This is a genomic window from Algoriphagus sp. (genome assembly GCF_039969895.1).
Taxonomy (GTDB): domain Bacteria; phylum Bacteroidota; class Bacteroidia; order Cytophagales; family Cyclobacteriaceae; genus Algoriphagus.
Window position 1 is genome coordinate 1099140 of sequence record NZ_JBDVMZ010000012.1, and the last position, 12712, is coordinate 1111851.

General features: G+C 42.2%; 9 protein-coding genes. 5 read left to right on the forward strand and 4 right to left on the reverse strand.

Annotated elements, in window-relative coordinates; translation table 11 throughout:
• Positions 1 to 7: 7 nt before the first annotated feature.
• From eno to cysM, 5 genes are all read left to right on the forward strand, one after another.
• Complete coding sequence (gene eno / locus ABJH64_RS10955; RefSeq protein WP_348274815.1) at positions 8 to 1288, forward strand: phosphopyruvate hydratase; 1281 nt, start codon at positions 8 to 10, stop codon at positions 1286 to 1288.
• A 103-nt stretch (positions 1289 to 1391) separates the two neighbouring features.
• A complete protein-coding gene (locus ABJH64_RS10960; RefSeq protein WP_348274814.1) occupies positions 1392 to 1679 on the forward strand; it encodes a septum formation initiator family protein in 288 nt (95 codons plus the stop codon).
• Complete coding sequence (locus ABJH64_RS10965) at positions 1660 to 2211, forward strand: hypothetical protein (protein ID WP_348274813.1); 552 nt, start codon at positions 1660 to 1662, stop codon at positions 2209 to 2211. The genes ABJH64_RS10960 and ABJH64_RS10965 overlap by 20 nt, the downstream gene beginning before the upstream one ends.
• Before the next feature lie 18 nt (positions 2212 to 2229).
• On the forward strand, positions 2230 to 3060 hold the full coding sequence (locus ABJH64_RS10970; RefSeq protein WP_348274812.1) for a serine acetyltransferase: 831 nt from the start codon (positions 2230 to 2232) through the stop codon (positions 3058 to 3060).
• Position 3061: 1 nt separating this feature from the next.
• Entirely contained in the window at positions 3062 to 3937 is an 876-nt protein-coding gene (cysM, locus tag ABJH64_RS10975) for a cysteine synthase CysM (protein ID WP_348299480.1), read from the forward strand.
• An 89-nt stretch (positions 3938 to 4026) separates the two neighbouring features.
• On the opposite strand, the gene ABJH64_RS10980 is transcribed toward cysM, so the two are convergent.
• From ABJH64_RS10980 to yaaA, 4 genes are all read right to left on the reverse strand, one after another.
• Positions 4027 to 5253 (reverse strand): MFS transporter, encoded by a 1227-nt coding sequence (locus ABJH64_RS10980; RefSeq protein WP_348274810.1) that lies wholly within the window; start codon positions 5251 to 5253, stop codon positions 4027 to 4029.
• 115 nt (positions 5254 to 5368) lie between these two features.
• Positions 5369 to 8077 (reverse strand): hypothetical protein, encoded by a 2709-nt coding sequence (locus ABJH64_RS10985; protein WP_348274809.1) that lies wholly within the window; start codon positions 8075 to 8077, stop codon positions 5369 to 5371.
• Positions 8078 to 8361: 284 nt separating this feature from the next.
• The gene (locus ABJH64_RS10990) at positions 8362 to 11856 is read right to left on the reverse strand and encodes a hypothetical protein (protein WP_348274808.1); all 3495 of its coding nucleotides are present in this window, start codon (positions 11854 to 11856) and stop codon (positions 8362 to 8364) included.
• 103 nt (positions 11857 to 11959) lie between these two features.
• Positions 11960 to 12712 (reverse strand): peroxide stress protein YaaA, encoded by a 753-nt coding sequence (gene yaaA, locus ABJH64_RS10995; RefSeq protein WP_348274807.1) that lies wholly within the window; start codon positions 12710 to 12712, stop codon positions 11960 to 11962.

The window sequence follows — 12712 nt, forward strand, 5'->3', positions numbered from 1 at the left end:
TAAAACTATGACGTTGATTCAATCAATTCATGCAAGACAAATCCTCGATTCAAGAGGAAATCCTACCATAGAAGTAGATGTTTACACAGAAAATGGAGCGTTTGGCCGGGCAGCTGTACCAAGTGGTGCTTCTACTGGTATCAACGAGGCAGTAGAGCTTCGTGACGGTGACAAAGGCGCATATATGGGCAAAGGTGTTTCCAAAGCCGTTGCCAACGTAAATGATATAATTGCATCTGAGCTTGTTGGCTTTGATGTATTCGAGCAAAATATGATTGATCAAATCATGATTGAGCTTGATGGTACTCCTAACAAAGGGAATTTGGGCGCGAATGCTATTCTAGGAGTTTCTTTGGCTGTAGCTAAAGCTGCAGCTATGGAGTCAAACCAGCCCCTGTATAGATACGTCGGTGGTGTAAACGCAAATACACTTCCTGTTCCAATGATGAATATCATCAACGGTGGATCTCACTCAGATGCGCCTATCGCATTTCAGGAGTTCATGATTCGCCCAGTCGGTGCACCAACTTTCTCTGAAGCAATGAGAATGGGGACTGAGATCTTCCACCACTTGAAGAAAATTCTTCATGACAAAGGCCTAAGCACTGCTGTAGGTGATGAAGGTGGTTTTGCTCCTAACTTCTCTGGAGGAACAGAGGAAGCGCTTGCAAGTATTTTGGATGCTATCGCAAAAGCTGGATACAAAGCTGGTGATGATGTGACTATTGCGTTGGATTGTGCGGCATCTGAATTCTTTGTAGATGGCAAATATGATTACACGAAGTTTGAAGGTTCCACAGGTAAGGCTAGAAGCAGAGAAGAGCAAGTGGCTTACCTAGCTGAGCTTTCCGAGAAATACCCTATCGACTCTATCGAAGATGGATGCGCAGAAGAAGATTGGGAAGGTTGGGCTATGTTGACTGCCAAAATAGGTGATAAAGTTCAATTGGTAGGAGATGATCTTTTCGTGACTAATGTGAAATTCCTTCAGAGAGGTATCGCAGAGAAGTCAGCTAACTCTATCCTAATCAAAGTTAATCAAATCGGTACCTTGACAGAAACCATCAATGCAGTAAATCTTGCGCATAAAGCAGGTTTCACAGCGGTAATGTCTCACAGATCTGGCGAGACTGAGGATTCAACTATTGCTGATCTTGCGGTGGCTTTGAATTGTGGACAAATCAAGACGGGCTCTGCCTCTAGATCTGATCGTATGGCAAAGTACAATCAGTTGCTTAGAATAGAAGAGCAATTGGGAGATTCCGCTGTTTTCAACGGTAAATTCTAAGTTCAGCTTCTCAGAAGTCTAAAATATAAAGGCAGCTCACCTCGGTAAGCTGCCTTTTTTTGCACCATTTTTGTACCTTAACACGCGTTAATAACCTCGGCATATGAGCAAATACTTAAAGTACACCAAAAGCTTTTACTTCCTTGGGCTAGTCTTTTTCATAGCTTGGATGATTTTTATCGATTCTAATAATGTGGTGAACCAAGTGAAGTTGAGTAATAAGCTAGGTCAGCTAGAGGATCAAAAAGAGTTTTATCTGGAGCGCAAGGAGAAAATCAAAGCAGAGCGAGAAGAACTGATGAGTAATCCGGAACTCTTGGAGAAGTTTGCCCGTGAGAAGTACCTAATGAAGAAAAATACCGAAGATCTCTATGTCATTGTTAAAAAGTAAATGCCTTCCGCTATTTTTTTTAGCGTTTGTCCTTATTCAAACCGCCGCCTTTGCGCAACGTGAAATCTACGAAGGAGATTCGATTCCTTTCAAAGAGCGATTGTATTATGGGGGCAATTTCGGGATGCAGTTTGGTACAGTTACTTTGATAGATTTCTCTCCACTTGTGGGGGTGATGATTACCCCTAGATTCTCCTCAGGTGTTGGCATTACTTATCAATATTTTAATGATAAGCGATATATAGGCGGTGAGACTTCCTCCTATGGGGGAAGGCTATTCAGTAGATATAATATTTTCCCTAATATTTTCGCTCATGCCGAATTTGAGACTATTAATTTTGATAATTACAATTTGATATCTGATCAATTTGAGCGGGTGTGGTCGGAAGCTTTATTTCTAGGTGGCGGCTATTTTGCACCTTTTGGCCCACGAGGCGGGGCTAATTTCACATTTCTTTATAATGTATTGCATGACAACCTTCGATCTCCTTATGGTGAACCTTACGTGATTCGAGTGGGTTTTGTACTGTAGATATCTAACGCCCCTTTCATGGATACTTTTATTTCAAAACTTCACAAAGCACACCAAGATTGCTCTGAATGTCCTTCTCCGAAAGTAATTCAACAGTTTTTCGAAGATCTACTAGGTTTGCTTTTTCCAGAATTTACTGTCGATAAAATTAGTGAGAAGTCCCAAATAGAAGCCTATTTGTTGCAATTGAAACTACGTCTTTCCGCTATTTTAGAAAGAAACCCACATTTGCATACAGATAAAGGTGGTCGATTAGCAGATGTTTTTTTCCTTAACCTAGAAGATGTTTTCGATAGAATCAATCAGGATGTCGATGCTATGTACGCAGGAGATCCAGCGGCCAAGTCTAGGACAGAAATCCTGAGAAGTTATCCTGGGTTTTACGCTATTTCAGCGTACAGAATTGCACATGCGCTTCATAGGCTAGGGATTAGTTTGATTCCTCGGATGATCACTGAGTTTGCACATAGCCGGACAGGTATTGATATTCATCCTGGAGCTACAATTGGGCGTTTCTTTTGTATAGATCACGGAACAGGCGTGGTGATAGGTGAAACAACCACTATAGGAAACCATGTGAAAATCTACCAAGGGGTCACGCTGGGAGCATTAAGTGTGGACAAGGCTGATGCTGATATTAAGAGACATCCTACGATTGAGGATCATGTGGTGATTTATTCAGGAGCGACCATTCTAGGTGGAAATACGATTATTGGTAGAGGTAGTGTTATCGGTGGTAATGTTTGGCTTACCAAAAGCGTAGCTCCAAAAAGTAAAGTTTATTACCAAACCCAAATGTATCATGCAGATACTGAGGTAACGGACTTGTACGTTTTTAAAAACGATTGAAATGAAACTATTTGAACTGATTGGCAATACGCCTTTAGTCCACCTGGAGCATATTCCTGTAAATCCAAACGTCAAAATTTTTTGTAAGCTAGAAGGTCAAAATCCTGGAGGAAGCGTGAAAGATCGAGCTGCCTATAACATGCTCAGAAGCGCGATGGATCGCGGACAAATCAAATCTGGAGACAAACTAGTAGAGGCTACCAGTGGAAATACAGGAATAGCTTTGGCCATGGTTGCTAAAGTCCTTGGCTTGGAAATGACCCTGATCATGCCAGACAATTCTACTAGAGAGCGAGTAATTTCTATGGAAGCTTATGGCGCCAAAGTAATTTTGACACCAGCAGCGAAGACGATAGAGTATTCTAGAACACTCGCTGAGCAGATGAGTAAAGAAGGGTACTTCATGCTTGATCAGTTTGGCAACCCGGATAATTACCTTGCTCATTATAAGACGACTGGCCCAGAGATATGGGAAGGAACGAATGGTGAAGTGACTCACTTCGTCTCAGCAATGGGTACTACTGGTACGATCATGGGGGTTTCTAAGTACTTGAAAGAAAGAAATCCTGACATCCAGATAGTAGGAACTCAGCCAACTGATGGATCAAGTATTCCGGGTATCCGAAGATGGTCTCCAGAGTTTTTGCCTAAGATTTTTGACCCTAGCCGAGTTGATCAAGTAATAGATGTGAGCCAGGATCAAGCCACTATGATGACTCGTAGAATGGCCAGAGAAGAAGGTATTCTGGCAGGCATGAGTAGCGGTGGAGCTCTTCATGCAGCTATAGAACTTTCTAGGACTTTAAAAGAGGGAGTGATCGTTTGTATTACCTGCGATCGGGGTGATCGGTATTTGAGTTCGGATCTCTTTGGTTGAAGAAACTCTTATCTATGTATTCAAGTTCCTGAGAAATCTCAACTTAAATACATAAAAAAAGCAGCCCATCAGTGGGCTGCTTTTTTAGTTTAATGTGCTGCGCTCGCAGCTGGTTGTTTGCCTTTTTGCCAGAAAAATAAAATGGTAAAGAGTACAATTAATATTATCGGGAAGATCATCATTTTCTCGAGGGTGTCTTGCCCTGTGGCTAGTTCTAGAGCAGTTCCCTCAAGTCCAGCAGCAGTATTAGTCACAGTCGCTTCATCAATCCAATTACCAATAATCGGTTGGAAAAATCCTGAGGAGAACATTCCTATAGCTCCAATCACGGACATACCTAGTGCGCTACTCAGTGGTACGCGCTGAGCCACTGCACCCACCATCACCGGCCAGAAGTAAGCATAACCCAGGCCATAAATAACTGCAGCTACATAAGCGATAGGGCCTTCGACTACACTAAACAAGTAAATACCTAAAGCAGTGAAGATAGCACCGCCTAAAAGGACACCAGTTTGACCTAGAGAAGAGACTACTGGGCCAGCAAAGAATCTTAATACGGTCACCAAACCAGCTGTAAGCGCTAGGATGATCATAGGATCTGCTCCGCTACTACCCAAGACTACACCTACCCACTGGCCTGGTCCGAATTCTGAAATTGCAGTAAGCGCCATACACACCAAAAGGAAAATATATAGAGGAGATACCATTGCTTTCAAATTGCTACTCAAGGAAGTAGCTTCTTCATCTTTTGGCTCAGGGAATGTTTTTCCATAAAACAAGATAAAATAGGTGATCGCTGGAATCATGATAACTCCCATTTGTGCCTGCCATCCCAGATCAAATTGAGTCATGATCTTTGAGATCAGGGCACCCATTACAATTCCGCCAGGGAACCACATGTGGAACCTGTTAAGCATTTTGTTCATTTTATCACCGGAATACATGTCGGCGATCATAGGGTTACAGGCTGCTTCAGTACAGCCAGTTCCTAGTCCTATGCATAGCATTGAGATCAATAGACCAACATACCCACCTGCAAAAATCGTCAAAAGCACCCCTAGAGTGTGAGCCACAAAAGCAAGCTTCATGATATTCTTTGGACCTACGGAATGGTAAAAAAGACCCCCTAAAATCATTGAAATAGGAAATCCGAAAAACCACATGGAGTTAATGTATCCAAGTTGTTCGCCTGTTAAGTTGAATTCAGTGCCGAGTTCAGACAGAATTCCCGCTCGAATAGAGAAGGATAGTCCTGTGGTAATCAGTGCAAAACAACTTCCATTGAATAGTGCACTTTTGTTGATGGTTTGATTCATACGATAGGTTTTAGAATTTTTGGGTTGTGAACAATCAATTGTAAAGTCTGAAAAATAGGAAAAATATTGCATTCCACTTTCCCGCTAATAAAAAATATTATTCTGAATTACTTCATTAATCCAGCACTAGGAGAGATACTGTTTCTTTTTCCTCCAGTCCATAAAGTGGATTACGAAGGACAATTACAGCCACATAAGTACCAGTCGGGACAAACTGTCCTTGAGCCATACCGTCCCAATTTAGCATGGGCTCCTCTACAGGTACGTCGTCGGTAGTAGTGTGATAAATTAACTCACCTTGGCGAGTGAGAATGAATAGCTCGGCCTCAGTTACCCCTTCACTTATCAATACCCTGAAGTCTCTAGTAGGATCTCCCAAAACCAACGCATTAGGATAGACTAATTGGTAGTCGCAGACATCGTAGGTCCTGAAGCTGTCTTCAAAAACACACCCATCTATCGTCGTCACCAAAAGTTGATATTCTCCAAGTTGCTTTGGGTTAAAGCGGCGTTGAGTGGAGATTAATTTCCCCTCAAAATACCATTCATAGCGCTGGTATTCTCCCGGGTCAATCGGTGGAAGCGTATTTTCTTTAGAGCAAATAGGATAACTATCGTCTAAATCCGGAAGTGTAAGTAATGTGCTCTCCTCTACCGCTATTAGATTTCTTCCTATTTCACATTGGAACTTGTTGTAAGCTACCGCTTCATAGGTTCCGGGTTGATTCACAGTTATTTCCAGGAGATCGTTGAATTCAGTAAGCTCTTTCCTTTGGTCGTTCAGGTCATAAAAAATCCACCTTATCTCTAGGACTTCATCCTCTTGAGTGGTCAATTTAACCTCCGCTGTACCTGGCTCTGGGCAGATTTTTGTCGCCTCTAATTCCATTAATACAGAAGTAATCGGAGCTACTACTTCGAATTCTACAGGTACAACTTCACAGAATCCACTTGCCAAAGGCTGAACAACCAAGGAGAAAATACCGGTGTTGGCAGGATATAACTCTATCCCACGGCCAACTATTTCTCCCTCTGAATTGACCCATCGAATACTTGCCTCCTCGGGAAGTAAACCTTGAATCTCTGCTACAAAGAGAATTGGGTCAAAACATCCTCGTTCTACTTTTTTGGGTTGGAAAGTAGCTTTTTTCAAAACAGTCACCTCAAAGCGCTCCACCCGCGGACATAGTGCAGAAGAGGGATCAGATGTGACAGCTTTCAGCGTATAAGTACCACCTTCAGTTAAGGTGAATGCCGCTCCTGTATTCTGTACTTGAGTAGTGCCGTCTGGATAGGTAAGGGTGAATACCAGGTTTTCAGTGGTTTCTGGTATAAAATCAAACACTTCACAAATAGAAAAGTCTTCAGGGATGCTGAAATCAACTTGTGCTTGATTCCCAATGGAGAATGGTTCTATCGGATAGGTACAACCGTCTATGCTTATTTCTAATAAGTAGTCACCGTTAGAAATAGAAAGTTCTAATAAACCAGTGCTGGGGATTACTCCACCGTCTAGTTGACCCTGAGTAGTAGAAAACAATCGGTATTGACCGACACTGATTGCCTGCCCGAAATCTATTGCCACTTTTCCGGGTAGAACACCTTCGGAAAAACATGTTTCTGGAGTTGTGGTTATGACCGGGGTTAATTGGGTAGGAGGGCTGGGAGTTACCGGAGGATTTTTAGCTTCTAATTGAATTAACCTGGTGACTTTACACCCATTTTGGGTAGCAATTACCGTATAGATTTGAGGCTTCAGGTTTGAGTACGACAATACTTGTCCTGCCGAAATAGCCCCCAAAGTTATACCCAATTCAGGTAGTTCGATCGAGTCCAACCCGGTGGAACTACTAATCTCAAAGCTCCCATTAGCAGAAATACAGTCATCGGGCAACGTTAAAATTTGGATGTCAATCGCTGGCTTAGCCAACAGTTCAAATACTATTTTCCGCTCAGAAGGACATCCGGGGAAATTAGGATCCTCTGCCCTGAAAAAAACCTCATATATTCCTGGTCCATTGAGGTCATTTTCATTTATCGTGATTTCGAAAGCATCACCAAGGCTGGTTTTGGAGGCATCAGAACTTTTCTTAACGAACCACTCACCGGACAGGGGTGTGTCGGTGCTGACCGTTATGCTACCTTCACAGAATTGGGTAGTGCTTTGCAAGATTTGAAAATCAATGGGAGGCCCTACAAAAGTAGAACCCTTAATGGTGCAGGCTTGAGTCCCGTCTGGATTGGTCAGGAATAGCTCCACAAAGTGAAAACCAGTAGAATAGGTGAGTAATTCGTTACCGCGGCCAATTTCTACTTGGCCTCCTTGGTCATCAAAGGCTGACCACACGATCGTGTATTCTGAAAGGTTTGGGGTAGTAGGAAAAAGCGCCGTGAGCAAAACTGGCTCATCACCGCAGCTTAGGTAGTCAGGTTTTAGTGCTAGCTCAGCACCTTTTAAGATTTGAACAGGAAAATCTTCCTGATAGAAATTTGTATTGGTTCCCCTTCTAATTTTTAAAGAAACCTGATAATCACCTACTTCAGAAAATAAAAACTGGATGGTTTCAAACTGGTCCCCACCACTTCTTTTGAATAGTTCCTCCCCAGTTGACTTGGTGATGGTCCACTCATATACGTCGCCAGGTAACCCTCCCGCACTATACGTACCGATCACTCCGCCAATCACAATACAAAGGCTGGCATCACCGGTAATTTCTGGAGAAGCACTAGTTGAATAACTGGCTTCGGAGTTACTTGGGTTTTTTATTGGTCTTCCTATGCTGACTAGCGTAGCTAGAAGTAGTGAAGTCCAAATTAAAATCATCCCAATTTTCCTTTTCGAAAATGGGTAGTAGGGTTTCAATAAAATTAAATTTGGGTGCGCACAAAGATAACAATACCAGTTTTGAATGAACTGGTATTAAGCTGTGCGTTTCAAAAAATGTTCCAACACAGGGTTGAACACTTCAAATGATAGAATTCGGCAAGTAATATGAGCTTGATCGATTTTGTTTTTTTAGAATAGTGATTATTTCCATCGAACCCACCGGCTTGGAGTTTTAGGTTTTTGAAAAATAAGGAAGCACGACAGAACTGGATATATTACCGTTAATCGAGTATGAGTAGGACTCCAAATTCAGATTTGGAAATATTTCTTTCCAAGTTTTTGAAATTAAGGCGAATGGCATAATTCCCGTTTGGAATCGTATTACCATTATAAGTACCATCCCAGGCACAGGTTGATTTTTCTGAAATTAGATTTGTTTCTGAGCATTCAAAAACCACCTGCCCCCATTTGTTTAAGATAACAAGATCTAGTTCATCAATCAGATAATTTGTATAGAGTAAAAACTCCTTGTCGGGATTTCCAGGCTGCACAGCTGTAGGATAAACCACCTTCAACTCACATTCTTCTTCTGTGGTGAATGCTGCTTGATAAGCACAGCCCTCTGCACTATAAACGATCAAATCATAATCACCTACAAGCTGGGGTTTGTATGCTGAGCTAGTTGAGACTAATTGATCTCCATAATACCATTCATAGCTCGCAAAATTACCTGGGTTAATTATAGGCCCGATCTCATATTGCGGACAAATTTGATAGTTTTCCTCTACCTGAGGTCGAACGCTATCAGTAGAACGTAGGATTAATACAAGGTCAGATCCTAGCAGACATGAAACCCGATTATAAATTCTGACCTCATACGTACCTTCATTGATAGCCACTATTTCATTTTTATTGCGTTGGCTTGAAAGTTCATAGTATTCACCCGTAGGTGAAGTAAACCACCATTCGATTAAGGACACTTGGCTGAAGTCAGCTTCAGCACGAATAGTAGCTGATGGTGAATCAGGGCAAAATGGTTCTGCTACTAGCCTAACCTCTACATCCAGCACAGGAGGCAAAACTTCAAATGCAATAGGTGAAATGTGACAGGGAATCACACCGGCAGGTTGAACCAGTAACTTATAATTACCTGGAGTGGTGATCGTCAAAAATTCCCCGTTGCCCAATGGATTCCCATTTTCGTCAGACCACATAATGTCAACATCGGCTAAATCATAATTGCTGATTGAAGCCTGAAAAATTCGTGACCCATCACAAAACTCATCTGATAAAATGGGCCGGAAATCAACTGGGCTCGCTAAGGTAACGATGAGTTCTTTTTGCTCAGGACAGAGTGACGTAGGGCTAGCCTGATCAAAAGCCAAAAAAGTGTAAGTGCCAGCCTCGTCCAGCGTGAAGGTTTGGCCTGAAGGTTTATCGACTACCGCTCCAGATGGTGTAGTTACGAAGAAATCTAGATTTTGACTGGTAACAGGAATAAGCTCGTGAAAATCACAAATGGTAAGCTCAGATGGGATATCGAATACAACTTTGTCCGGCGTAAGGTCTAGTTGAAAAGTCGCTCTTCCCAGTTCGCAGTTTTTGTTTATTTGAGGGATAATGCTGAAAGCAGCAGCTTCATAGGTTCCACCTATGCGTGTTGTGATGGTTTGTTTATTTCTAAATTCAGGTAGCTCGACGATGTCACCATTTTCGTCAAATCTCCGCCATCGAATGTCAGTGACAGCCTCAGGGGATGTGGTGACTAGTTCGAGGATAGCTTCAGGACCGAATTCACATAGTTTGGTGGAGGTAATGGTAGCATCTACAAAAAGCACTGGTGCAGCTACTTCAAATTCCTTGGGTAAAATTGGGCATGCTTCGCTGTCTTTTGGCTGTACTTCCAAGGTGAACTTACCTATCGAGGTAGGGGAGAGAAAGAGTTCCTTGCCGCTACCAATGATATTTCCTGCGGCATTTCTCCAGAAATAAACGGACTTGTCGGGGTCTGCACCATAGATTTCAGCTTCAAAAACCCGGTTTCCAATGATGCAATCCTCACTTTTGAGAACTGGGTCAAAATTTATTTCATTCGTAGTAGCTACGGTCAATTTCTTTTCCGAGGGACAGATATCAGACTGTGCAGGCAGGGTACCTACCAGGCTATACTCACCAGCATCTGTCAGGGTAAAGGGTTCGCCCGAATTCCTGGTCAACATATTTCCCGATGGGTCTGTCAATGTAAATACAAGGTTTTCTGTAGTTTCTGGGATTAAGTCATAGGCTCCGCAGATAGTAAGCTGTTCAGGTATTGAAAAAACAGTTTGCGGTTTAACTGGGATCTCTATGAGTTCTCTGGTTGGGAGGTTACAGCTGTCTTTATCCAGCAATTCGAAGAAATATCTTCCACCTGCCAATTCAATCTTGAAAGGATTGACCGCAGGCAAGGCTTGTTTGATGACGACATCTCCTCTTACACTTAATATCCTGAAAGACCCATCAGTGGGGCCATTGTCTAAGTTGACATCGAATGAACCGTTAATTTTTCCGTTGGTTGTACAGGATTCAGCATTTATATTTTCAATTTCAAATTCCAGATTAGTGGGTGGGTTTTCTAGTGGTATCACTGCGCCGAGCTTATTCTGGCATCCATTTAGGAAATAAATAAAAGTATATCCACCTGATTTAAGATTAGGAATAGTTATAGGTTCTCCAGCGAGAAAAGGACCAAAAACTAACCCCGTTCCCTCCACGACAAGCTGATCGATATCAGTCTCCGCCAGCAGTTCTAATCCTCCATCGGGAACGAAGCAATCACTTGCGCCAAAAGTAGAAAACAAGGAAACTATAGGCTCTTCGTTGTATGCAAAATCACTTGTGGCTGTAGGGCTACAGGCAGGGTTTTCTAGGTTTTCAATTATCAATTCCAAGTTGTAATTCCCAAAAACTGGCAGATCTATAACAGGAAGAAGGGTGAGCGTGGAAGAAAAGCCCTTGGAGATTGCTGTAGGTTCTCCAGGCAAGGTCAGAAGCCACTGACCTGCAACAGGAGGATCCGCAGTAAAGGTGATACTTTGATCTTTACAAACATTGGATGTGCTCTTTACAATACTGATCGCATCGAGGGTTTCCACCTTGGTTTGAAGCGTGTTTTCACAAACAGGATTTGAAGGATCTGGAATATAAAAAGTCACTGAGTAGTCTCCCGGAGCACTTACACTTAGCGTGTTGGAAGAGCCTATTACCACTCCACTTTCATTTTTCCATTCAAAAAAATAACTTGTGAACTTATCACTGCTAGGTGAAATAGCCTGAAGCTCTAAGGACTGGCCTGTACATATTTTATAATTCCCAATCAGGGTAATTTCTGGTGCTTTGGTGATGGCGACATTTTTAGTGAAGGAGGCAAGTGAAATTCCCCCTCTACTGACTTCTAATTTTACTTGATGAAGGCCGAGTGATTCAAAGGTGTATTCTATCGTCTGAAATGCTCCTGGAGGCCTGGTAAATAAGGTGCTTCCATTTGGCGCAAGAACTGTCCATTTATACACATCGGTAGCAGGATCGCCTCCGCCGGAAAAAACTCCCACAACACTCCCGACGACGTTACAAAGCTGATCTGGACCGGTCAATTCAGGCGGTGCAGAGATGGTTTGCCAAGATTGGGAATGTTTGAAAAAGTCTTCGTTTATTCTCTCGAATGCAGCAAAAGCCACGTAACTCACCATCAAGGAGAATAGGGCTATGGTGATAATTTTGAAAGATGCTGCGGCCAAAATAGAGGTATCAACGGTTGTTTTCTGCCTCTAAGTTACATTTTTATCAAGTTGAAAAAGAAGTTTGAAAGCCCAAGTTTCAGATTACGAGTGGATTGAGTTTTTATCGTACAAAAACCCAATTTTCTCCATCACTCATCTTTTCAGCGTATTCATAACCACCCTCGTTGAACGTTTTTAATTGCTCTGGGTCTGTGATTCTGTTTTTAATGGCAAAGTTACTCATCATCCCTCTGGCCTGCTTTGCAAAAAAACCGATGATTTTATAACTGTCATTTTTGAAGTCCTTGAATTCAATGTTAATCAAAGGACTTTTTAAAGTCTTCAAATGAACCGATTTAAAATATTCCTGAGAAGCAAGGTTTATCACAGGTTGTCCATTTGCTACTTCATTGATTGCCTTGGCAATTTTTTTGTCCCAGAATTCATACAGGTTTTTACCCTTTTTATTTTCTAAGCGGATCCCCATTTCCAAGCGATAAGGCTGGATCAAATCGAGTGGCTTCAGCAAACCATATAGTCCAGATAATATTCGTAAGTGCTTCTGTGCAAAAGCGAAATCCTCTTCTGAATAAGTATCCACCTCAATTTTAGTGTACACATCCCCCTTGAAAGCTAGGATTGCCTGCTTGGAATTATCAGTAGTGAAATCTTTTTGGAAGGTCTTAAAGCGTTGCTCATTGAGCTCTGCGAGATTTTCGGATATGCTCATTAATTCGCCGATTTCTTTGGCCGACTTCTTTTTCATAATGCCCACAAGGGAGCGAGTGTCTGTTTGAAAATCTGGCTGAGTGTACTCATTAAACTCTGGGGTGCTATAATCCAGCGTTTTTGCCGGGGAAATAAGAATAAGCAT

Coding starts and splice junctions, on each gene's coding strand:
- ABJH64_RS10965 (WP_348274813.1), top strand. CDS start 1,660: ATGTCATTGTTAAAAAGTAAATGCCTTCCGCTATTTTTTTTAGCGTTT.
- eno (WP_348274815.1), top strand. CDS start 8: ATGACGTTGATTCAATCAATTCATGCAAGACAAATCCTCGATTCAAGA.
- ABJH64_RS10970 (WP_348274812.1), top strand. CDS start 2,230: ATGGATACTTTTATTTCAAAACTTCACAAAGCACACCAAGATTGCTCT.
- cysM (WP_348299480.1), top strand. CDS start 3,062: ATGAAACTATTTGAACTGATTGGCAATACGCCTTTAGTCCACCTGGAG.
- ABJH64_RS10980 (WP_348274810.1), bottom strand. CDS start 5,253: ATGAATCAAACCATCAACAAAAGTGCACTATTCAATGGAAGTTGTTTT.
- ABJH64_RS10985 (WP_348274809.1), bottom strand. CDS start 8,077: ATGATTTTAATTTGGACTTCACTACTTCTAGCTACGCTAGTCAGCATA.
- yaaA (WP_348274807.1), bottom strand. CDS start 12,712: ATGCTTATTCTTATTTCCCCGGCAAAAACGCTGGATTATAGCACCCCA.
- ABJH64_RS10960 (WP_348274814.1), top strand. CDS start 1,392: ATGAGCAAATACTTAAAGTACACCAAAAGCTTTTACTTCCTTGGGCTA.